This is a genomic window from Sulfuricurvum sp. (assembly GCF_049587615.1).
GTDB lineage: Bacteria > Campylobacterota > Campylobacteria > Campylobacterales > Sulfurimonadaceae > Sulfuricurvum.
The window spans coordinates 1-22247 of record NZ_JBAVEF010000053.1 but is presented as its reverse complement, the minus strand read 5'-3'; the positions used below and the strand labels follow the sequence as shown (position 1 = coordinate 22247).

Here is a 22247-nt window from a genome sequence, read left to right as displayed (position 1 = left end):
CCCTGCAGGGGATTAGAAAGGCAATACAGCGATTAAGCGGATAGTGTCGCGATCTAAACCGCTATAGTTACCAGAAGCAACTTCATTATCAACCATTGTATAGATTGCTTGAAGGTTCAATGGACCTGCTTTTCCACTTACAGAAAGGTCAATACCAGAGATATCGTTATCAGCACCATCTACACTACAATCTGTGTAAGCTGCAGCAAGTTTAACACCTGCTAACGCAGCGGATGCACCAACTTTAATAGTGTCCGTACCCGGGCGGGTTACGATACCATCCATGTAAATTGAATCAAGACCGGTATAAATTTTTGTTTTATCTCCAGTTGCTGTATTGGCGAAACCCAGTACACCATCTTTATCAGCTGAAGAGTATGCCGCATAAAGATTCACACCAGAAACATCCACCGCACCTTTAACAGCCCAGATGGTAGAATCATTAAGATTTCCGAATCTTGAATCAGGATCCATTCCAGCGTATTGCGCACCCAAATTAACCATACCTGCAACTTTTGTATCTGCTTGCAACCAGTAAGCAGTCGCAAGATCAACTACGTTGTAATACCAACCTTGCAAAGTTGTGCTTGGAAGTGAGTTATTGATAGCCCCAGCTGCATAGGCACCTTTCGCACCAAAGGTATCAAATCCTGCACTAAGAGATGCTGTTTGCCCTGTACTGTTGATCAAAGTAGGTGCAGTATTTCCTGGTGATGTAGTTACAGTAGATGCACCCATACCATTATCTTTACCAACCCATGCACCAACAAGAGTTGTGTTTGGGAGATCTGTATTGATAGCAACCGCCGCATCAAATGTGTTGTACACAACGTTCCATTTTTCAGTGAATGCTAATGGAGTATCCAATTCTTGACGACCGACTTTAACGGTTGTTTTACCCAAAGTTCCAGCCAACCATGCTTGTGACATAGAAGATTGATCATCAACACTTCCTGTAGCCATAACAGCACTTACAAGATTATTTTCCAATCCAAGTGTTGTAAACCCTTGTGCTTGAACTCCTGCACTCACACCTGATATCAAATCAGCAGTAGCCCCTACTCGAATACCGACACCAGCCGCCGAAGCATCTTTATCGAACATATCCGATGTAGAATTTTGAACATCATTTGATTGATAAATAATTTTTACATCACCGTTTACTTTTACATTATCAATCGCAAACGCGCTTGTTCCTAGAGCCAATACAGCGACTAGACTAAGTTTTCCTAATTTCATTCATTCTCCTTCAAGAAACCGTTCGAGATAAGATTTACTTATTTCGAATCATGCGACAATCATAACAATTAATTCTTAAAGATTTCTTGATTTTTATTGGTATTTCTAATATATTAACAAATTTGTTATCCTGTGAGACAAAATTGTGATAAAAAGCGTCATTTATGTAACACTCCTATCAAGAAGCAGTGAGATAGATGAGAAAAAGAAATGATTTATTACTATAGAAAAATAGGATAGAGTCCCAAGCAAGCGCTTGGGAAAAAGAAAGTCGAAGGTGTAATAAGCGGAAAGTAATTGCTTACCAGTTGCGGATACGCATATGACACGACGTACATTGCTTGAGAAGCTGGGTATAGTCATCCAACGCATTATCCATACGGCCCGCTTCGATCGATACGATCATGTCATCGGAGTACATACGAAGCATTTGAGCGGTTTTTTGGGCAAACTTATAGGCATACACCTGATCTTTTGGCAAGATTGCTTTTACCTCTTCACCCTCCAGCGAGGAAAGTGTCCCCTGAAGTTTTTTCACCCCGAGCTTCATATCTTCCGTTGAACTGTACAAACCGCCGCGCTGGATTTGCTCCATCGCGTCCATCATCGTACGCATATCTTTCATCAGCTCCAAACGCGGATCTTTTGTTTGTGCCGCGTTCGCTGAACCGACCAATACCATTCCGACAAATGCTGCTGCTACTATTTTTTTCATAAATACCCCTTTATTTAGTATTGGATGACTTCTTTGGTAAATTCGGTCAATTTGACCGTTTTTGCCGAAATGGAAACCAATTTCTTAGCTTCCGCCGGTCCGCCGTAAAACTCTTTGAACTCAGGACGGAACTCTTTGAAATAGTCATGGAACTTGTCTTGTCCTAAAATTCCGACAGCCCACAGGGTATCATCTGCCGCATGTTCTAAAACAACTGCGCATAAAGGCTGTGTCGCAGCACCGCCGAGGACTTTGGCACCGGCTCCGGCATCAAATGCCGAGAGGTGGGATGAACAGACAATAATTCCGCTTTTATCGTATGCCATTGTTTTTTTCGCTTTCGGCACATACGTAATAAAGCTGTCATTTGGGGTCGGATGGGTCATCTGATGGGTACAGATTGCTACGTACGCTACGATAGTACGCTCTTTACCGACACCACTTTTCCAAACATACGATTCTCCGCTGTCCGATTTCAAAGCAACCTCTTTTTCGGTTGGCTGAGGAAGGTTAATCAACATACACGGCGTTGATGCGTACGGATAGTTGAAAATATAAGTCACTTCTTTTGCGAGGGCAGAAGCTTTGATTGGTTTTCCGGCAGCATCTACCAGTTGGGTCTTTTCATACGATTTATAAAGTGTACCGTCGTTTGCATAGAGATTCCCGCGAATCAAGGATGGGTTAACCGCAACAACTGTCGCACCAGCCGCAACAACTTTTAAAAAATTTCTTCTATCCATAATATTTTCCGTGTGAATGATTTTGAGTAGTTAGTGTAGCAGATTTTGCATTTTATTCCAAAGGGACATACATGGGCACTCACAGAGTAGCCCTACCGTCATTGCGAGAAGTGAAACGGCGAAACAATCCATAGCAGACTGCCGCGCTTCACTCGCAGTGACAAAACAGGTATGTCTATACGCGTTAAAATTAATTAAAAAGGTCGCGCATTGCACCTTTATACCAGTCGTGCGTCGCTTTTGCCAATCCGGTTGAACGGAATTTATTATTGACTTCGTCACCTTTAGGGACACTTCCTTTAGAACCGATAACGGGACCTGCAACCATAAACTCATGGTTAACCATAATCGCTTCTTCAGGGTTTTCTCCAACCATTGAGTAACAAACGTTCGCACTTTTGTACGGCAGTGCTGAGGCAACACTGTACGATTTGCCATGAAGAACGTGAGCGATCTCTTTCGCACACTCTTTACCTGACCAGATCGCTGATTGACCGCTTGGAGGAATAGCGTGCCCGACAACGTCACCGACGGCGTAAACACTTGCATCGCTAGCTGTTTGGAAAGATACCGGTTTTTCAGGAGTAGAAGCCATTTTGACTTTTTTGAATCCGTCTTTGGTTGTCTCAACCCCTGACATTTCGATGACCGGATTCGACATATTGTGAGGAATAAAGTTAAAAACACCGTATTTGATAGTTTTAGTCGTTTTAGTTCCTTCCGTATCATCTTTGTCTTTGAATACTGTTTGAACGTACGTGATCTCTTTTTTATCAAAATCAACATCAGAAATTTTGCAGTTACTTTCGTGTACTACGGAACCTTTGTTGATTTCAGCCCATGCTTCTTTGAAAGCTGCACCTTTAGCAATTTCAGCGGTTTCATTAAGGATAATAACTTTACCGCTTAATCCCTCTTTTTTCATGTGATTCGCAATCATACTCGCACGCTCGAACGGAGCCGGAGGACAACGATACTTACCTGCTGGAACCGTGATAACAACATCGCCTTCATCCATTGTTTTTACCAGACGATCAAGAGAAACGTGCTCACCGCCCGGAACCAACGCTGCCGGTGCTACACGACGAGCTTTTGCGATTTTCGCATCAGACCATGTCGGGAACTGTCCTTTATAGTTGTAATCGATACCAGGAGCCATTACTAAGATATCATAACCCACTCCACCTTTAGACGTGTGAACTACTTTGTTGGCACGGTCAATTCCGGTAACCACTGCGGTAAGCATTCCATAGCCGTTTTTCTCAACCGCTTGAGAATAGTCATGGGTCAAGGTGCTAAGACTGACACCTTTGAGTCCACCGAGGTTACAGTTTGAAAACGGGCAAGACATAAAGCTGTCATTTTTTTCGATAATCGCAACATCGAATTTTGGATCAATTTTTTTCAATTCTTTGGCAACGGTCAAGCCGCCCCAACCTCCACCAATGATAACAACTTGATGCTTACCGAGCATTTTACCCGCAGCTGATTGTGCACCTGGAGCTGCACCTGTCGCAGTAGTACAACCGGTTACGGCAGCAGCAGCTGCGCTGAGACCGGCAAATTTAAGTAAGTCACGTCTTGAAATGTTCATAATGAGTCTCCTTCATCGTATGCAATATCGATTGCGAAATCTGAATTATCGCTGTGGACATCATAATAGTCTTAATCTTAAATATTTATAAGAAATAGTGAAATATATCAAAAAAACCCAAATAAGATATTATTATATGATTTTAGGTGATATAAATGTGATAGATAGAGAGAAAGACTATTATATGGTATCATATCGTTATGTTTGCAAGGGAGATTCTGAATGAAAATTGAAGAGTGCCATTCTTTAGAGGAAGTTCGTAACCATATCGACCGGCTGGATGATCAAATCGTCGAAATTATTGCTGCGCGTAACGGCTATGTCAAACAAGCGGCTAATTTTAAACACTCCATTGAAGAGATCAAAGCCAATGAGAGAATGGAAGCGGTTATGGATCGTGTGCGGTCTCGTGCCATGGAGTTCGGTGTTTCGCCGAACCTTCTTACAAAACTCTACACCATTATGATCGACGAAATGGTTGAAGCGGAAATTTCAGAATTTAGGAATGCAAAATCGCTTTAATGCTCTATTAACGTCATTCCCGCGTAGGCGGGAATCTAGCTGGATTCCCGATCAGGTCGGGAATGACGAAAATTTAAAACTTTGTTACTTCGCCTCGGCAAATGGCCATAACCACTTTGCCCTGCAGCGTATCATTTTTATAGAGGCTGTGATGATGCGTTACCTGCGTCGTCTGTGCCGGATCAAATAAAATACAATCAATCTTTGATCCTACCGAGATCTCCCCTGATTTAATCCCTATCTGTTCCGCCGGAGCACGTGAAGCCAAATCAACCAATTTTGCCATAGTTATAATGCCGTTTTTGATTAGATACGTATACATAAGCGGTAAATATTCGGCAATCGACGTTGTCCCTACATTGGCATCATAAAAAGTGATATCTTTGTGTACATCGGAGTTAGGCTGGTGAAGTGAGGTGAGGGAGTGAATATCCCCTCTTTGAAGTGCATTAATAAGTTCAAGACGCTTGGATTCGCTGACCAAAGGCGGATTGATTTTTGCATCGGTATCAAATCCCAAACATGCCGAATCATTTTTAAACAAATGGTGAATGGCCACTTCACACTGGACATCTATCCCACTCTTGCGTGCTTCGGCGATCAATGCAATCGATCGAGGTTCCGTAACACTTTTGAAAACGATTCTGATCCCAAAATGACGCGCAATTTCGATCATCGAAGCAACATGGACAACTTCACACATCGGTGATACCCCCGGTAACCCGAGTTGAGATGCAACCGTGCCATCTGCCATGACACCGCTTTCAAAGAGGCTTTTATCTTCGGCTTTGTACAACAACGCTTTATTGGCCATTTTAAGATACTGTGCGATTCGATTGATCAGATTGTAATCTTGGATTGTCGAAGTGTGTACCGCACGTGAACCTTTTTTCAGCATGATCGCGATGTTGCTAAGAACCCCCGATTCATTCAATGCGCTGACCGCTGTCTCGATGGTCGCTCCGTTAAGTAAATAGCGGTGCTGTTGAACAAATTCCAAGGTTATCTCATTATCAATACGCGGAGTAGAATCACTTGCAAGAAGTGCGGTAGTAACGCCTCCACTGAGAGAGCGGCGTGAAAGTTTTTCAAGATTCGTACGATTCAGCTGAGAGTCTTTGAGCCGTACGTCCGTATCGACAAGACCTGGAATCAAGTAATACCCATCCGCCGCAATGATCTCATCCCCCTTTAGATTTTCACCGATTTGAGTTATCACCCCCTCTTCAATTCGAACATCACCACGTCGTTCTCCATTGATATCACAGATAATTGCGCCCGATATGATCATAATCGCTCCCGTTAGGTATAATTACGCAATTTTAGTCTAAGAAATGTTATAAAAAGGGTACATGTGTCTAAAATCATCCTTTTTTTGCTTCCACTCCTTCTTTACGGCGGTTCTGATCTTTACTCGATGGGGAAAAAACTTTATTTTGCCAAAGGGTGTAACGGATGTCACGGGATCTCAGCCACCGGATCGAACCTTTATCCTGCTCTCGCTTTTCGACGCAAACCGTTTTTGATCTACAAACTCAAAGAATACCGAGCAAAACGCGGAAATACGCAGCAATCGCAGCTCATGATCCCTTTTGCCTCCGAGCTCTCCGACAAAGAGATTGATGCTTTGACAACCTTTTTAAGCGATTATCATGAAAATAAAAGTAACTATAAAATGGATACCAGCACTCGAGGAGACGGAGGATCATGAAACTATTAGTCAGTGCACTTGAGCACTCTGCGAATATCCATTTATCGTATTTACTAAAAGAATTGGGAAACGATGTCGTGTTATCAGGAATATTTGACAACACTCTAGGAAAAAGTATCGTTGATCTCCGCGCCACCTCGGTCATGGGATTTGTGGATGCACTCCTCAAACTCCCTTTTTTCTTTCGTCTTAAAGACCAAATGGTAGAATTGGCGGAACATGCCGATAAAGTACTGCTCATCGATTCATCCGGATTTAATCTCCCCCTGGCCAAAGCGATTCGTAAACGCTATCCTGAAAAAGAGATTATCTACTATATCCTCCCACAAGCATGGGCATGGAAGAAAAAACGGATTCCGGTACTCGAAAAAACCATTACAAAACTCTGCTCCATCCTCCCATTTGAGCCATCATACTACTCCCCCGATGCTCCCATCGAATATGTCGGCCATCCCCTGCTTGATGAGATCACCCTGCGCAAAACGGATCTTTCCCCCAGCGGAAAAATCACTTTTATGCCGGGAAGCCGCCCCGGAGAGATAAAGCGGCTGATGCCGGTGTTCCGAGAGCTCCGGTCCATGCTCGATGCCCATTCCCTTCTTGTTATCCCCCCTCATTTTACATCTGAAAAGATCAAAGAACTTTACGGTGATATTTCTGCGTTTGAGGTTGCCCATGCGGCACATCAAAGTTTGGCAGAGTCCGATTTTGCTTTTATCTGCAGCGGTACGGCAACGCTGGAAGCGGCCCTAATCGGAACACCGTTTCTCCTGGCCTATATCGCCAAACCTCTCGATTACGCGATTGCTTCACGTCTTGTCAAACTTGATTACGTAGGGTTGGGCAATATTTTATTCTCCCATGCGTACGGACGTAAACTGCATCCTGAATACCTGCAAAACGACGTATTTGCCCAAAATCTGTATAATGGCTATCAAGAAATGGACAAAAACGCTTTTTTCAGCGATGCCGGACGTTTACGTGAACTCTTACAACATGGGAGTGCGGCACGTGTCAGTAACATTATCAAGGATCACAATGCTTAGAATTTTTTCATGGACAAAATCCTCTATTCGCAATCTAACTGATCAGAAGATCATCCCCTATGTCTTTGCCCTCAGTGATGGGCCGATGCTTTTTCGCGATCTTTTAAAAACGAATAAAATGTATCAGGAGGGGTTGAAACTGGAAGGGAAAATCCCCGGGTTCCGTCTCAGTATCGGGAGAAGCTATCTCGTTTTTATCGCCCTTTGGCACCTGATTCTTCTCCCCGCATCGGCACTTTTTCATACCGTTTTGGCAAAAATCGATTGCCATCTTTTGATTTTAATGGCGATATTGTTTACGGGGATGTTTTTTGCGACCTACGCGATTTTTAAAGAGTACCTCATCGATACGGTTGCACTGCGTATCATCCGAACCGCATGGGAAAACCATTTTCCCCATTTTGATTATAATTTGCATGCCAAAGAGGTGGCGAAGATCTATTCTGAAGCGTTAGAAAAAGAGATACCGCATAAAAATATGCAGCTTTATATTTTAGACAGATTGGTAGAAAAGTAATTTTTAGAATACATGGAAATACCCATTCCCTGTTCCTGCCTCATTTGAGGCAGAGCGTTTCGTTTGCACCCTACTTTTTCATCTTTCCTAAAATGCCGAGGAATGTCGGAATATTCGCCCCACCGTCATGTCGACCGATCTTTTTTCCGGATGCAGTTAGAAAATGAAATGTCGGAGTACCGATATATCCCAACCCTTCCGGGATGAAATCTTTGTGAATATCCAAATACACCGGAATAAAGTTGTTGTGAATTTCGTTGGCAACCGCTTTTTCTTCAAAAACGATATCTTTCATGTATTCGCATGCCGGGCACTCTTCACGTGAGAGCATCACTATCACTTTCTTCTTCTCTTTGGCTGCTTGTGCCAATGCCGCATCATACGACGGCGCCCATTTGAGTTCGGCGAAAGCGCATGTTGCCAAAATTGACAATGCCAAAATTATTTTTCCCATTAGAATGCTCCTAAATGATTTAAAAATTCTTTCGGTTCTTTAAAACCGACGATATCAGCACTTTTTATACGCTCTGACTTCTCGTCAAAAAACAAAATAGCCGGAGGACCGAAGATACCGTATTTTGAACTGATCGCTTTTGCAGCCTCATCGTTCGCGGTCAAATCGACCTGAACAAGAACATAGTTGTCCATCGCCGTTTTTACCGTTTCATCACTGAAGGTTTTCTCTTCGAGTTCTTTACATGCCGTGCACCAATCGGCGTAAAAATCCACCATCACCCGCTTACCTTTGTTCTCGGACAGAATCGCGTCTAACTCTTCGATGGAGGTAATCTTCTCGAATTTTTTATGTTGATCCGACACTGCTGCAACCGCTTCTTTGTTCGGTAAGAACGGATCAAGTGGATGCAGCGGATTGGTAGCACCGCTCATACCGCCTAACAACAACGACATTCCATAGAGGAAGATGATAATCCCCAGCGCTTTTTTATTGGCTCTATGGCATCGGATACACCGTCCCCGAATCGGCTCCAGCGCTCCAATATTAACCGCTACAAATATTGCCAATCCGCCCCATAGCATCATCGAAATATTCTCATCCAGGATGCGGCTGATCATCCAAATCGATACGCCGATGAGCATCACCCCGAAAATCGATTTGACGTTGTCCATCCAGACACCCGGTTTCGGCATGAATTTTCCGGCACTCGTCCCAACAGCAACCAGAGGAATCCCCATACCGATACTCAGTGCGAACAAGGCCACACCCCCCAGCAACGCATCTCCCGTTTGGCCGATGTAAATCAGTGCTCCGGCTAACGGGGCGGCAACACACGGTCCGACAATAAGGGCCGATAAGAATCCCATAATCGCAACCCCGACAATACCGCTCCGTTTCCCGCTGATTTGTGTAATACGCGATTGTATGGCATTAGGAATCTGAAGTTCAAACAGATCAAACATCGACATTGCCAGAACCACAAAGATGAGGGAAAAGAGGGTAATAATCCACGGCGTTTGAAATGCCGCTTGAAGATTCGCTCCAAAAAGCCCTGCCAATATGCCCGCTATCGTATAGGCTATTGCCATCGAAAGAACATAGACCACAGAGAGCCAAAACGCTTTTTTCGTACCTAAACCGGCACCCTGTGAAACAATCACCGAAGAGATAATGGGAATCATCGGAAATACGCACGGGGTTAACGCCAACAGTAAACCGAAGCCGAAAAAGCTCAAAATAATAAACCAGAGACTTCCCCCTTCGATTACACTAGCGATACGATCCGTTTCAGAAGTTTTTGGCTCCTCTTTTGGAGAGATCACATCTACATTTGCAGTATCCACGGCAGGAGCTTGTAGGATCGACGAACTTGCTTCACTTCCAGTTTTCAAGTTATCTGCATTGACCGTAATTTGCAAAGTCGTCTCTATCGGTTCATAGCATAATCCCGCAGAAGAGCACCCCTGATAAGAAAGGTTCACTTTGACGGGGTGTTCACCGCGGATATCGCCGCTTTTCGTGAGCTTGACACGAATAGCCGGAGATCTTTCAAAAACGGCTTCACCTTCATGATCGACCGCTTCTGCCATGTTGACTGACGCAAAATCAATCCCGTCTTCAGGATCGGCATCGACAACGCTCACTTTCTCTTTATAGAGATAAATTTTCTCACCCAACTCTATCTCGATACCGATCGTACTTTCATCAATCAGCGTGATGGAAGGTTTAAATGCCTCTTCAGGCTGTAAAAAACCGACCCCCCAGACATTTAATGAAATAAGTAAAAAAAACAGCCAACGCATATAGGAACCTCATCTAAATTTCTTCTCTATTTTACCGCATTTAACTGTGAGCTTCCTCACAGAGCAACATTGTTAACATTTTTCAGCTTACTCATAGCCTTAAATGCTACACTACACGACACTGTTTTTGAACGCCGAAGAGATAAAATTCCTAGAAGATCGAAGTCTAAAATTTACACGGAGCCTATCATGTCCAATCGTCTCGCATTTGAGGATTCTCCCTACCTCCAACAACATAAAGAGAATCCGCTGGAGTGGTATCCATGGTGCGATGAGGCATTTGATCGGGCCAAGCGTGAGCACAAAGCAATATTTATCTCCATCGGCTACAGCAGCTGCCACTGGTGTCATGTCATGGAACATGAAGTATTCGAAAATCCCGAGATTGCCGAATTTGTCAATCAGCATTTTATCTGTATCAAAGTCGATCGTGAAGAACGCCCCGACATCGACAAACATTACCAGGAGCTTCATATGCTCCTTAATCGTCGAAGCGGGGGATGGCCTCTCTCGATTTTCTGCACCCCCGAGAACAAACCCTTTTATGCCGCCACCTATATCCCTCCGTACAATCAAGAGCGGATGATGGGCTTTAGCGAACTTACCGCCATTATCGCCGATAAAATCGCCCAAAACGATGAAAAGCTGTTCCAAAACGCCGATGAGATCACCGGATACCTCCGTCCTAAAAACGAACCCGTTCAGGCAACCGCTCTGAATGCAAAAATCATCCCCCAATTTACCCAGCAAGCCGGACACAATTACGATGAGAACAACGGCGGTTTTTCAAAATCCCCGAAATTCCCGCATGCCTCTACCCTGCGAACCTTAATGACGATTGATCGCCTTGAACCTGACGAAAAAATAAAAGCGATCCTTACCCATACACTCGATTCAATGGCATTGGGAGGGATGTATGACCTCATCGACGGAGGATTTTGCCGTTACAGTACCGATGAGGCATGGCTCGTTCCCCATTTTGAAAAAATGACCTACGACAATGCCCTTCTCTGCACCCTTTATGCCGAAGCAGGAGTGCTTTACAAAGATGAAAACTATATTCGTATCGCCCGTGAAACTGCCGATTTTATGATCCGATTTATGATGGAGGATGATCTGTTTTACAGCGCCAGCGACGCGGACACGGAGGGTGAAGAGGGAAAATATTTTGTCTATTCTTATGATGAAATCGCAGCCGCTATCGTAAAATGCCACGTCGACAATCCACAGGAAGCAGCGCGTGTGATCGGAGCGACACCGGAAGGAAATTTTGAGGGACATTGCATTATCCGTCTCTCCTCACCGAAACGTCCCGAATGGTTTGAAGCGTTTCGGCAAGAGCTGCGCATTCTGCGCCAAACACGGACGTATCCCTTTATCGACCGCAAAGTGATCAGCGCATGGAATGCCATGATGATCAAAGCGTTATTTGTTTTGGGAAAAGTCGACAATGCTTACACCACACAAGCAATCCATTCTCTGGAAAAGCTCAAATCAACAATGTTCTCAAACGACCAACTCAAACACTCTACCCTCATCCATAAAACACCTAAAATCGACGCCTTTTTAGAAGATTACGCTTATGTGTGCAATGCTCTCCTCGAAGGGTATCAAGCAACACAAAATGAACACTACCTGATTGATGCACAGCGTTTTGCCAATAAGGCGTTAGAACACTTTTATGAAGAGGGGAAATTGTATTTCAGCCGCGGAGCCTTTACTACGGTTGCCGAGCTCGATGATGGTACCTATCCCAGTGCAATGGCAATTATGATCAATGTATTACTGAGTCTTGGGATTTTGGTCGATTCCAAATATCGCCATTTCGCATTCAAAAGTCTCGAATACGTATCGATTAAACTGATGAAAACACCTATCTATTATCCTACCCTTACCGCAGAGGTGATCCGTTATCTGAGCGAACAGCGGGTTGTTAAAAACAAATCTGAAAATCTTGCCCGGCTAGAACTTCCTTTTCACTATCCCTTTGTTCTCCTCAAAAATGACGAGACTCTCAATGAATTTACCATTTGCGGCGAAAACTCATGCTTTGCGGCGACAGAAGATGCCGCTCAACTTGAAGCTTTGATCGCTTCAACGTTATAACTAAAAAAGGAGTCGGTATGGGCGCAAAACACGCTATGGCAACGGAAGAAATCAACAAAGCCGAAACACTTTCAGAAATTATCCATCAAGAGCGGCGAAAAGAGATAAAAGATCCCGTCAAAGAGCAACGAAAAGAAAGCCATAAAGAAGAACGCCTTCCTATTTGGGTCAAAAAATCGGTCTTAGAATACGAAGAGGAGCTGAAAAAACTCCAAATCGAACTCCTCAAACTTCAAAATCACGTCAAAGACAAAGGGTTAAAAGTTTTGATGATTTTTGAAGGACGTGATGCTGCCGGGAAAGGGGGGACGATTAAACGGATCACCGAACATCTCAACCCCCGAGGTGCCCGTATCGTTGCTCTGGACAAACCCTCTGATGTTGAAAAAACCCAATGGTACTTTCAACGCTATACCCAGTACCTCCCCAGTGCAGGAGAAATGGTCTTTTTCGATCGCAGCTGGTATAACCGTGCCGGAGTCGAACCGGTCATGGGGTTTTGTAATGAAGCGGAACATAAAGAGTTTTTACACGAAGTTCCCGAGTTTGAACGTATGCTGGTGAATTCGGATATTCTTTTATTCAAATTTTATTTTTCGGTCTCTAAAAATGAGCAGGCGGCCCGGTTTAAAGAACGAAAAACCGATCCCCTTAAACAATTCAAGCTCTCTCCTATCGATGCCAAGTCTCAGGAAATGTGGGACAAATATACCATTGCCAAATATTCGATGCTGCTTGCATCTCATACCGATCATGCGCCATGGATTATTATCCGATCCGACAACAAGAAAAAAGCGCGTATCAACTGTATCCGTCATATCCTTGCTCGTGTCGAATATCCCAAAAAACCAAAACTCACCCATCTGGAAACATCCGATAAAATTCTATTGAGCGGCGATCAAGAAATAAAACTGATGGAATCGAGTATGTCACTGAAAAAAAATGAAGAGATGAATGAAAGAGGATAACCTCCAAAGAGGTTAGAGAAATTTGAGGATTTCGGCTTCGATATTCTCTTTTTCGATGACAATCGGTTGGGCAATCGGTTTCGTAAACAATCCCTTGATCATCGCAGGAATTTCTACCTTTGCCGTTGCCGCAATCGATGCAAGCGCATCAAGGTCATTTGCACCTTTCTCTCCGGTGAGGGCATTGGCAATCGTCGGAGAAAATTTGGTCCACTCCGCCGTCGAATAGACGATGGTTTTAAGGGATTTGGTCGCACAACAATCGTAAGCCTTAAAACATGTTGCGGTGTGCGGATCCATTAAATAACCGCTGTCAAACGCTTCTTTGATATACCCTTTTCCCTCTGCGCCGTTGCAGTAATCCGCAGAAAAGAAGTTTTGGAGTTTGATCGTCTCATCATCGTTCAACGCATAGAACCGCTCTGTTTCCAATCCACTCATCAACTCTTTCGTACGCTGATCTCCAAACAGGTCAAACAAGATACGCTCAACATTACTCGAGATCAAAATATCCATCGCAGGCGATGTCGTCGCAACAACATGCTCGCCGCGCAAATCGTAGCGCCCGGTATTGATGAGACGGGTAAGGACATTGTTCTCATTCGAAGCAATGATGATTTTCTCAACCGGAAGCCCCATTTTGTAAGCATAATACCCGCCCAATGCATTTCCGAAGTTTCCGCTCGGAACATCAAGATACACTTTTTCGCCCATTGTAATGACATTTTGGCGTACCAACTCAAGATAACTGTGGATATGGTAGATGATCTGAAAAATTATCCGTCCGAAGTTCACCGAATTGGCCGCTGAGAGAGAGATATGTTTTGCTTTCAGCGCATCTTTGAAAGTAGCAGAACCAAGCAGACGCTTGAGAGCACTTTGGGCATCGTCAAAATCCCCTTTGATTCCGATCACTTTAAGATTTGCCGCATCTTCCGTCACCATTTGAAGGCGCTGAACATCCGAAGTTCCCCCATCAGGATAGAGACACACTACACGAACATTGGATCTGTTTTTGAATGTTTCCAATGCTGCTGGCCCCGTATCTCCGCTCGTTGCCGCCAAAATCAGATACTCTTCATCCCGTTTTTGGGCAATGGAAGAGAGGACCACACCAAAAGGCTGCAATGCCATGTCTTTAAAAGCTCTCGTCGGCCCGTGATAGAGTTCACTCACATACAAATCATCGCGCACTTTCACTACCGGTACCGGATGGGAAGGATCATCGAATTTATCGTATAAAGATAATGCTTCATCAATCACCGACGGATCGATATCGATCGCAAGGGTTGTGAGTAAATCTTTTGCCAACACTTTGTACGAAGAGTTCAGATGCTTAATGAGAAATGCTTCGCCTAAATTTGGAAGTTCACTGGGAACGTACAATCCTCCAAATGAAGCGATGGGGCTTAAAATCGCCTCCGAAAAGGTGATCTCCTGTGGATGGATTCCGTCATTTCCGCGTGTTTCTATAAATTTCATCGTACCACTTTGTAAAATTTTCGTGATTATAACAAAGAGGGTATCACGTAACGCTTAGAGGGAGAAAACAAAAAGAAGAAAATGGGGATCACAATGTAATCTGTGTCCCAACGCCTTCAGAGGTGAAGAGTTCGAGCAAGATCGCGTGTTCGATACGTCCATCGATGATGTGGGCTTTTTGAACCCCCGCATCGACCGCTTCGAGACATGAATCGACTTTCGGAACCATCCCGCCGCTAATCGTACCGTCTGCTTTGAGCGCTTCGACCTGTGCTTCGGTGAGGGTTGAGAAAAGCTCTTTATCTTTGTTGAGCACTCCCGAAGTATCGGTCATAAAGATCACTTTGCACGCGCCGATAGCCGCCGCGATAGCCGATGCGGCAAGGTCGGCGTTGATGTTGTACCCCGGATGACCGACGATAGGATCACACCCGATAGGGGCGATGACAGGGATGAAACCCTCTTGCAAAAGATTATGGATGACCGAGCCGTTCACACTCTCGACCCGCCCCGTAAGACCGAATTTCGCTTCGTCTTTGGGCTTGGCACGCAAGAAATGGGCATCTTTACCGCTGATACCGATCGCTTTGGCACCGTAGGAGTTGAGGAGTGAGGTGATCTCTTTGTTGATCTCCCCGCTGAGTACCATCTCGACAATCCGCATCACTTCAGGGGTACTGACCCGCTCACCGTTGATAAACTCGGTCGGGATTTTCAGATCGGACAAGAGCTGAGAGATACGGCTTCCGCCGCCGTGTACGATCACCACTTTCACCCCGACGAGGTGAAGCAGTACGATGTCTTGGGCGAATTTGGCTTTGAGTTCATCGGAGGTTTGAGCCGACCCGCCGTATTTAATGACAACGATCTCATCACGGAACTCTTTGATGAACGGCATCGCATCCATCAGAGTTTTAACGGTATCAATTTTTCGCTGCATTTACATAATCCTTCACTGTAGTAATTATCGTCTCATTTAACTCAATAGAGAGTTCCAAAACCGAGATATTGAGTTTAAAAGACGACATTTTAACCAAGTCTTTTGAAGTTACCAAGAGGCTCGTAGCACCCGTGCGCTCCACAATCATTTCGAGTTCCCCTTGGGTAAAGAAATGGTGATCTTCAAAATAGACCTTCTCTATCACTTCCGGTAAAAAAGGATCAAGCCGCTGCGGGCGTGCAATCGCGGTTACCAAGACCATTTTTTCGGTCGGATTTTGGATCGTGACGGAACGTTTAAACGTTCTCCCCTCCTGCAGCATTACCACGCGTTTATCACTCCACAGCTTTTCCCGATACGCTCCGGAGGGGAGACAAAAACGGTTAGGGGTTACGACATCGATCACCAAATCCAGTTTATCAATGGAATGCTTCCCGTATCCATCATCGAGGAGTACCACTTCGCATCCCATGGATGCAGCCTCGGCGATCCCCCTCTCCCGGATTTCGCTTACAATAACCGTGGCATGAGGAAGTAACTGTGCATACAACATCGCTTCATCACCGCTTTTGATGACGTCACACAGGATCGTCGATTTATCTTTGACAACCACCATTCCATGACTTTTACGGCCGTACCCGCGCAGTACAATCGCCGGCTTATCGAATTGTTTGGCCAATTCGATGACGACCGGGGTTTTTCCACTCCCGCCGACAGTGAGGTTCCCGACACTTACGACCGGAATTCCAAAAGATTTCGGCACACTGCGGCGATATCGCAGGTATGCGATCCAACAATAAAGCCAGCTTAGGGGTAAAAGGAAAAAAGAGAGGATTTTTTGTACCCAAGAGGGGTGATAGAGATACCCCTCACCCCATTGCACCCAAAAACGTTTCAAACGCGTGTTGAAGCTACATCCAAAATTGCATCGCAAATCTCTTCGACCTGATCGTCACTGAGCGCCGCATAGTTCGGAATGGAGAGAACTTGCTGATAATTACGAAGGGCGATGGGGAAATCATTAACCCGCAATGAATATTTTGACTTATAATAGCTCAATAAATGGAGGGGAATGTAATGGAGACCGCACTCGATTCCCCGAGCGGCTAGCTCACGTGCAAACGAGTCACGATTTTTATCAACTTTGATAATGTAGAGCGAATAGGCATGTTCCTCATTGGCTACGGGAAGTTTGATGTGCGGTGCATCGGCAAGACGCTCGTTAAAAACTTCAGCGATTTGACGCTGACGGTCAATATTATCATCTTGTTTTTCCAGCTGAACCAAGATAGTTGCCGCATCCAGAGGGCTCATCATATACTGGCTTCCGATATCGGTTACATCATAAATGTATCCCAACCCTTCATCCTCGATCATCATCGCGTGGTTGCGCAGCAATTTTGCCCGTTCCATAATCTCTTCATCATCACACACTAACATTCCGCCGTTGCAAACGTTGCGGCGTAAATGGGGACTGAAATCGAAACAGGTGATGTCAGCGCCCGTAGAACCTATTTTTTGTCCATTGTAGCTTGCACCTAACGCATCCGATGCATCTTCGACGATTTTTACATCGTAGAGCTTTGCAATACCGTAAAGACGATCCAAATCCACACTTTGACCTGCTACATGCGAAACGATTACCGCTTTGAGTTTTTTGGATTTGTTTTCACTCAAATAGGCTTCAAGTTTGTCCAGATCGATCGTAAAGGTATCGGGATTGATATCAATAAATATCGGTTCTGCATCAAAATGGCGTACCACTTCAGGAACAGAAGGATACGCATTGATCGAACAGAGCACTTTATCACCCCGTTTCAGATCAATCGCCAACATCGCCAAATGCAAGGCTGCCGTTCCGTGAGAGGTTGCCAACGCATAAGAGGCACCGACATACGATTCAAATGCCGCTTCCAAATCTTCGATAATATTCGGCGCCTCTCCGTCGAATACTTCATCGATTTTTTCACGTTCATCTCCGCCGACTTCGACACGGTAAAATGGGATACTCATATTTTCTTCCTTCATAAGGTTATATCTCTGGGATAATTAAAATCATGATTGACCGTTCGTGAGGTCAATTTCGCGATAACGGGCATTTTACGCTTAAACTGGTTTTTGTAAATACGATTTACGATCATATCGACCAATTGAGGATTTTCTCCACCTGCTATCATCTCTTCGGAGGTATGCCGTTCTTCGACATAACGCTTTAATACACGATCCAGTTCGCTATAGGGATACCCGATTTCCGCTTCATCACTCTGCCCTGCCCACAAATCCGCAGAAGGGGGTTTGGAAACAATCGAGTCAGGGAGCCCCAAATAACGTGCCAGCTCGAACACCTCTGTTTTGTACAGATCACCGATAGGATTGATCGCACTCGCTAAATCCCCATACAGTGTCCCATAACCGAGCATCAGCTCACTTTTGTTACTGGTTCCCAGTACCAAAGCCCTCTCGCGTGCCGAAATATCGAAAAGTGTTACCATTCGTAACCTAGCAGAAAGGTTACCGATCCGAAGCGGCGACATATCGGGATGTTCATACGCACGGAGCATCGGTTCGATACTGCAGGTCTCGGAACGAAGATCAAATGCGGCGCATAGCGCATCGGCATCATCCAACGAGCTTCGAGATGAATAGTGCGATGGCATTTTGACACACAGCAGATCGTTGCCAAATGCACGGTGAGCCAACACCGCTACAACGGCGGAATCGATCCCTCCGCTCAACCCGATAACTACTTTTTGCAGACCGGTTTTGCGAACTTCCTGACTCAAAAATTCGCTCAGATACCGGCTGATCAGCTCGTATTTACCCACCGCTTAACCTTATTTTTGTATTAACAATTTGTATTATAACTAATTTCGGTAACGAAGTTATCAACACTTGGTTAATGAAATACGTTCCAATTCACTCTTATCAAATCCGGCCTGCTCCCTTGCCGTGCAGTTTATATCAATTCTGCGGGGAAAACTGTTCGGATAATGTTTTTCGATGATCTCAAAATAACTCGAAGGCTTTTTCCCCTCACGTGCACAAGCGTATTCAAACCACACATCCCCTTTTCGGACATGATCGACCTCTTCATCTAAAATAATATGAAGTGCTGCCATGATTTTTTGTACCATCGGATACGATGCATGCGGTTGAAGTTTCTTCAAAATCAGCGGAGTAGCATCCAATCCGTTGGCTTCGAGGTATCTGGGTACCACCGCCATCCGCTCATGCAGATCCAGTGTCCGCATGGAAGCTTCAAACAGCGCATCATGGACCGGATACTCTCCATAAAAACTCCCCAGTTCTCGCAACAAAGCCTCAATCATCTCAAAATGACGCACCTCATCGTCCGCCACCGAGAGCCAATCACGCTCGTAAGCCTCACCGCAGTCACGGAAACGATATACCGCATCGAGAGCCAAATCGATGGCACTGTATTCAATATGAGCAATCGCGTGCAAAAGCAGCATCTGACCCTGCGGCGTATTGAGTTTCGTTCGTCTGGGAACTTCTTTAGGATCGATGACCGTACAAAAATCGCGATAGGAGGGGGAAGAAAAAACGGCAGGAGGCGTTTGCGTGTCGCGAATCACTGTACCGTTTTGGTAGAGATGGTAAAAATCCCTAAATGCCGCTATTTTTTCGCTCGGTGTCGGAGTGGTCAAAATCGATTCAAGGGTTTCATAGAGTTTCATAGTTGCAATTATATCTTGTCCATTCATCAAATCGTTTGCTCATTTTGATTCAGCTTTCCCCCGTTTTTCAGAAAATATATCTTCTTCGCTAATCATAAATTTTTAAGGGAGATTTTCTCTAAATATATTAACGATCTCAACCCGTGATTTAGTTTCATTGATACGGTAAAGAATCGAATATCCCTGATAAACAAGTTTTCGAATTGCTTTGCCATACTCTTCGGCTTTACGTCCGGACTCAGGAAATTGTGTAAGAATGTTGAAGATATATTGTTTTAATCTCGCCATATAAGCAAGTGCAATCGTATCCGATTGGCTTTGGTTATAAATAAAATCAGTAATTTTTGTTAATCTATAGGTTGCTTTTTTAGAAAAAACGATACTTTTAATGTTGTACATACTTTGCCGTAGCCATCTCAAATGCTTCGTCAAGTCCTATAAACTCATCACGATCCAGTTCTTCAATCGATGTTTTAACTTCATGTTTAATTTTTTGAAATTGTAAAAATTCAACAAATTGTCTCATGAGAGTGTTTTCATCACCTCGATATTCGTCTTGGATAAAACTTTCGAGTTCAGGATTATTTAACTGTATTGATAACATTATAATTCCTTCATGTGTTTTGGCTTATTGTATCATATCAATGGTTTTTATCTCTCCGCTTTCGTTTTGATAAATCAACATCTCCCTCATCTGTTTTCTCCCTCAAACATAATCTCATAAAATCGTTTGCTCATTTTAATTCAGCCTGTTCCCAATTATCTCAATCAATTGCCGCTTTAGTAGTATGTCTTAATGTGTCGCTCATTAAAAACTTATCCATTAAATCCAGTATACCTATTTTCTTTTCATCCGATTTTGTTCTAGTATTCAACTCTAATATAAACTCGATCAACGGTCTTGAATCATAATAACCCATCTCTTTATTTGCATCAATATTATGTATGAGTACATCTAAAAGTTCAAATATTTTTTCAGAAAGATTAGTATCTAAATAATACTCATTTTGTAAATATTCAATAAAACTTTTGACTTCTTTTCTTATATTAAGAGATTCTGCTAAACTTTTAATAAATCCAAAATCATCTTTTATAAAATTCAATCCTTTCATTTTTGCTAAATCAAACGTATAAAAGTAGTCATTCTCTTCATCATTTTTAAATTTTAAAATAAATTGCTTTGATTTTTCAACTTTTTCTTGATCTTTTGAATGTAACTCTTCTTCAAAAATTTGACGTAATACTCCATGAATAATTTGGCTATTAGAACTAATCGCTTCATTCAGCAGCTCTTCAAATATTTTATCTTTTTCTGTTACGTGATAGTAAAATAAAAACATTCCTAAATTATTTATATAATGAGCATCTTCTTTATCTTTTACAATTTTTGCAAAAGATATACACTTTTTAATATATACGAGCAATTGTTCTTTTGAGACATACTCATTCAGATATAAATAATGAAAATTGTGTAACGAAAATATTGAAACTTGTCCGATTTCATCTTTTTCTATAAGGTCAACTAGAAGCTTTGCAAATAAAATTTTATCGACAGATTCAATATTTCCTAAAGTTCTTAATAATCCAAAAATAACAAAATCTACATTTTTATCAATAACATTATTAATAAGGCGTATAACCCTTTTTGTACTATTTTCATCATTAACTACATTTTTATAAACTAACGGGAGTAGTTCTGCGAAATCACCTTCAAAAGAATTAATTGAACTAGACATATAATCATGAATAGTCTGAAACTTATCCGTATCCCTTATTAAACCTTCATACTTAACATCTCTATTCACTTCCAAAATAGTTATTAAGCTATCATCAAATTTATCCCGATGTATTAAATGTTTCATACCTTTTAAAAGAGTCCGTTTTAACCAGCTATCATCAACATCCGAATACAAATGGATAATCGCTAAAATTTTCTCTTCATTGTAGTTAGCTGCAATAACCCCATTCAGCCCAGCAGACAAATAATCAGGATGGACGTTTTCTGACTTGATTCTCAGCAAAAAATCATAAAACTTATCTGGATTTTCTGTAACTTCTTTTTCAAATTGCCTATAATGTTCAGTTTTACCGCCTCTTGAAAAATTTTTTACACTATTTCTTGATACAGTGCCATCAAATACTTTCATTGATTGAAGCCAGTGTCCCAAATTCATTTTCTTGTAAACCTCTTCATCTAAAGGTGCTCCAACCCAACCACCTTCAACTTTATGAGGTTTTTTTAATTTATACCAATAAAATTTTCTTTGCAACTCTTGAAACGCTCTTAGATAACCGATTTTTTTTATATCTTCTATATCAAGTTGAAATAAAAGTTCATATTTTTGTAATCCAATGTACGTTCCGTGGCACTTTCCTACATAATAGGTTCTTTCCCATTTTGGATTTACCTGAAGAATAGACGTAAATATACTTTCTTTTTCTATTTCACTGTATGAGTTAAATAACCTATTTAACAGTGTTAGCAATTCATATCCAATATCTTGATCAAAAGACAACTCTTCCAAAAGTTTTACATTTGTCAATAAGGACAATATTGCATTTTTATATTCTTCTGGATTTTTTGAATAACCAAATATTAAAAATGTAATCAGCGAAAGATGGTGAGTATCTCGATAGGGTTCAATAAGTTCTAAAAAAATATCTTTTTCATCAAAAGCGAATTGAGATACTTTTTGAAGCGTTTTCC

Annotated in this window: 22 protein-coding genes; 6 read left to right on the top strand and 16 right to left on the bottom strand. The window is 42.9% G+C overall.

What is annotated here, in order from left to right:
- Positions 1-12 precede the first annotated feature (12 nt).
- From WB308_RS10220 to WB308_RS10205, 4 genes are all read right to left on the bottom strand, one after another.
- Positions 13-1239, bottom strand: a complete 1227-nt coding sequence (locus tag WB308_RS10220; protein ID WP_424191149.1) for a hypothetical protein — start codon at positions 1237-1239, stop codon at positions 13-15.
- A gap of 301 nt (positions 1240-1540) precedes the next feature.
- Positions 1541-1954 (bottom strand): hypothetical protein, encoded by a 414-nt coding sequence (locus WB308_RS10215; RefSeq protein ID WP_424191148.1) that lies wholly within the window; start codon positions 1952-1954, stop codon positions 1541-1543.
- Positions 1955-1968: 14 nt separating this feature from the next.
- Positions 1969-2697, bottom strand: a complete 729-nt coding sequence (locus WB308_RS10210) for a sulfur oxidation protein (RefSeq protein ID WP_424191147.1) — start codon at positions 2695-2697, stop codon at positions 1969-1971.
- Between the two features lie 190 nt (positions 2698-2887).
- Positions 2888-4291, bottom strand: coding sequence for an FAD-dependent oxidoreductase (locus WB308_RS10205; RefSeq protein ID WP_424191146.1), 1404 nt, complete (start codon positions 4289-4291; stop codon positions 2888-2890).
- A gap of 222 nt (positions 4292-4513) precedes the next feature.
- On the opposite strand from WB308_RS10205, the gene WB308_RS10200 reads away from it, so the two are divergent.
- Positions 4514-4813 (top strand): chorismate mutase, encoded by a 300-nt coding sequence (locus WB308_RS10200; RefSeq protein WP_424191145.1) that lies wholly within the window; start codon positions 4514-4516, stop codon positions 4811-4813.
- A 73-nt stretch (positions 4814-4886) separates the two neighbouring features.
- On the opposite strand, the gene WB308_RS10195 is transcribed toward WB308_RS10200, so the two are convergent.
- Positions 4887-6104 (bottom strand): amidohydrolase family protein, encoded by a 1218-nt coding sequence (locus tag WB308_RS10195; protein WP_424191144.1) that lies wholly within the window; start codon positions 6102-6104, stop codon positions 4887-4889.
- Positions 6105-6167: 63 nt separating this feature from the next.
- Between WB308_RS10195 and WB308_RS10190 the strand changes: the two genes are divergently transcribed.
- The 3 genes from WB308_RS10190 to WB308_RS10180 are packed head-to-tail and all read left to right on the top strand — an operon-like array spanning position 6168 to position 8087.
- Positions 6168-6524, top strand: coding sequence for a c-type cytochrome (locus tag WB308_RS10190; RefSeq protein ID WP_424191143.1), 357 nt, complete (start codon positions 6168-6170; stop codon positions 6522-6524).
- A complete protein-coding gene (gene lpxB / locus WB308_RS10185; RefSeq protein WP_424191142.1) occupies positions 6521-7570 on the top strand; it encodes a lipid-A-disaccharide synthase in 1050 nt (349 codons plus the stop codon). The genes WB308_RS10190 and lpxB overlap by 4 nt, the downstream gene beginning before the upstream one ends.
- Entirely contained in the window at positions 7563-8087 is a 525-nt protein-coding gene (locus tag WB308_RS10180) for a hypothetical protein (protein ID WP_424191141.1), read from the top strand. Before lpxB ends, WB308_RS10180 begins: the two co-directional genes overlap by 8 nt.
- Before the next feature lie 70 nt (positions 8088-8157).
- On the opposite strand, the gene WB308_RS10175 is transcribed toward WB308_RS10180, so the two are convergent.
- Positions 8158-8541, bottom strand: a complete 384-nt coding sequence (locus tag WB308_RS10175) for a thioredoxin family protein (protein ID WP_424191140.1) — start codon at positions 8539-8541, stop codon at positions 8158-8160.
- Positions 8541-10346: a protein-disulfide reductase DsbD gene (dsbD, locus tag WB308_RS10170; protein WP_424191139.1), complete on the bottom strand. Its 1806-nt coding sequence runs from the start codon at positions 10344-10346 to the stop codon at positions 8541-8543. Before dsbD ends, WB308_RS10175 begins: the two co-directional genes overlap by 1 nt.
- Positions 10347-10535: 189 nt before the next feature.
- Between dsbD and WB308_RS10165 the strand changes: the two genes are divergently transcribed.
- Together WB308_RS10165 and ppk2 are read left to right on the top strand one after the other, a co-directional pair.
- Positions 10536-12452 carry a thioredoxin domain-containing protein gene (locus WB308_RS10165; RefSeq protein ID WP_424191138.1) on the top strand — a complete coding sequence of 639 codons (1917 nt, stop codon included), beginning with the start codon at positions 10536-10538 and terminating at the stop codon, positions 12450-12452.
- Positions 12453-12487: 35 nt separating this feature from the next.
- A complete protein-coding gene (gene ppk2, locus WB308_RS10160; protein WP_424191461.1) occupies positions 12488-13420 on the top strand; it encodes a polyphosphate kinase 2 in 933 nt (310 codons plus the stop codon).
- A gap of 12 nt (positions 13421-13432) precedes the next feature.
- Here ppk2 and thrC read toward each other — a convergent pair whose 3' ends face one another.
- The 9 genes from thrC to WB308_RS10115 form a co-directional block, all read right to left on the bottom strand.
- Entirely contained in the window at positions 13433-14902 is a 1470-nt protein-coding gene (gene thrC / locus WB308_RS10155) for a threonine synthase (RefSeq protein ID WP_424191137.1), read from the bottom strand.
- Between the two features lie 88 nt (positions 14903-14990).
- A complete protein-coding gene (gene argB, locus WB308_RS10150) occupies positions 14991-15842 on the bottom strand; it encodes an acetylglutamate kinase (protein WP_424191136.1) in 852 nt (283 codons plus the stop codon).
- Positions 15826-16740: a tetraacyldisaccharide 4'-kinase gene (locus tag WB308_RS10145; RefSeq protein WP_424191135.1), complete on the bottom strand. Its 915-nt coding sequence runs from the start codon at positions 16738-16740 to the stop codon at positions 15826-15828. The genes argB and WB308_RS10145 overlap by 17 nt, the downstream gene beginning before the upstream one ends.
- Positions 16737-17855, bottom strand: a complete 1119-nt coding sequence (locus tag WB308_RS10140; RefSeq protein WP_424191134.1) for a DegT/DnrJ/EryC1/StrS family aminotransferase — start codon at positions 17853-17855, stop codon at positions 16737-16739. Before WB308_RS10140 ends, WB308_RS10145 begins: the two co-directional genes overlap by 4 nt.
- 11 nt (positions 17856-17866) lie before the next feature.
- Entirely contained in the window at positions 17867-18667 is an 801-nt protein-coding gene (locus WB308_RS10135) for an NAD+ synthase (RefSeq protein WP_424191133.1), read from the bottom strand.
- Between the two features lie 60 nt (positions 18668-18727).
- Positions 18728-19540 carry a ferritin-like domain-containing protein gene (locus WB308_RS10130; protein WP_424191132.1) on the bottom strand — a complete coding sequence of 271 codons (813 nt, stop codon included), beginning with the start codon at positions 19538-19540 and terminating at the stop codon, positions 18728-18730.
- Positions 19541-19642: 102 nt separating this feature from the next.
- On the bottom strand, positions 19643-19939 hold the full coding sequence (locus tag WB308_RS10125) for a type II toxin-antitoxin system RelE/ParE family toxin (RefSeq protein WP_424191131.1): 297 nt from the start codon (positions 19937-19939) through the stop codon (positions 19643-19645).
- Positions 19926-20144, bottom strand: a complete 219-nt coding sequence (locus tag WB308_RS10120) for a hypothetical protein (RefSeq protein ID WP_424191130.1) — start codon at positions 20142-20144, stop codon at positions 19926-19928. The genes WB308_RS10125 and WB308_RS10120 overlap by 14 nt, the downstream gene beginning before the upstream one ends.
- 160 nt (positions 20145-20304) lie before the next feature.
- On the bottom strand, positions 20305-22247 hold a 1943-nt coding region (locus WB308_RS10115), incomplete at its 5' end, for a hypothetical protein (RefSeq protein ID WP_424191129.1).

What these genes read in the sequence shown, in the direction of transcription:
- WB308_RS10220 (WP_424191149.1), bottom strand. Translation starts at nt 1,239, where the DNA reads ATGAAATTAGGAAAACTTAGTCTAGTCGCTGTATTGGCTCTAGGAACA.
- WB308_RS10215 (WP_424191148.1), bottom strand. Translation starts at nt 1,954, where the DNA reads ATGAAAAAAATAGTAGCAGCAGCATTTGTCGGAATGGTATTGGTCGGT.
- WB308_RS10210 (WP_424191147.1), bottom strand. Translation starts at nt 2,697, where the DNA reads ATGGATAGAAGAAATTTTTTAAAAGTTGTTGCGGCTGGTGCGACAGTT.
- WB308_RS10205 (WP_424191146.1), bottom strand. Translation starts at nt 4,291, where the DNA reads ATGAACATTTCAAGACGTGACTTACTTAAATTTGCCGGTCTCAGCGCA.
- WB308_RS10200 (WP_424191145.1), top strand. Translation starts at nt 4,514, where the DNA reads ATGAAAATTGAAGAGTGCCATTCTTTAGAGGAAGTTCGTAACCATATC.
- WB308_RS10195 (WP_424191144.1), bottom strand. Translation starts at nt 6,104, where the DNA reads ATGATCATATCGGGCGCAATTATCTGTGATATCAATGGAGAACGACGT.
- lpxB (WP_424191142.1), top strand. Translation starts at nt 6,521, where the DNA reads ATGAAACTATTAGTCAGTGCACTTGAGCACTCTGCGAATATCCATTTA.
- WB308_RS10180 (WP_424191141.1), top strand. Translation starts at nt 7,563, where the DNA reads ATGCTTAGAATTTTTTCATGGACAAAATCCTCTATTCGCAATCTAACT.
- WB308_RS10175 (WP_424191140.1), bottom strand. Translation starts at nt 8,541, where the DNA reads ATGGGAAAAATAATTTTGGCATTGTCAATTTTGGCAACATGCGCTTTC.
- dsbD (WP_424191139.1), bottom strand. Translation starts at nt 10,346, where the DNA reads ATGCGTTGGCTGTTTTTTTTACTTATTTCATTAAATGTCTGGGGGGTC.
- WB308_RS10165 (WP_424191138.1), top strand. Translation starts at nt 10,536, where the DNA reads ATGTCCAATCGTCTCGCATTTGAGGATTCTCCCTACCTCCAACAACAT.
- ppk2 (WP_424191461.1), top strand. Translation starts at nt 12,488, where the DNA reads ATGGCAACGGAAGAAATCAACAAAGCCGAAACACTTTCAGAAATTATC.
- thrC (WP_424191137.1), bottom strand. Translation starts at nt 14,902, where the DNA reads ATGAAATTTATAGAAACACGCGGAAATGACGGAATCCATCCACAGGAG.
- argB (WP_424191136.1), bottom strand. Translation starts at nt 15,842, where the DNA reads ATGCAGCGAAAAATTGATACCGTTAAAACTCTGATGGATGCGATGCCG.
- WB308_RS10140 (WP_424191134.1), bottom strand. Translation starts at nt 17,855, where the DNA reads ATGAGTATCCCATTTTACCGTGTCGAAGTCGGCGGAGATGAACGTGAA.
- WB308_RS10130 (WP_424191132.1), bottom strand. Translation starts at nt 19,540, where the DNA reads ATGAAACTCTATGAAACCCTTGAATCGATTTTGACCACTCCGACACCG.
- WB308_RS10125 (WP_424191131.1), bottom strand. Translation starts at nt 19,939, where the DNA reads ATGTACAACATTAAAAGTATCGTTTTTTCTAAAAAAGCAACCTATAGA.
- WB308_RS10120 (WP_424191130.1), bottom strand. Translation starts at nt 20,144, where the DNA reads ATGTTATCAATACAGTTAAATAATCCTGAACTCGAAAGTTTTATCCAA.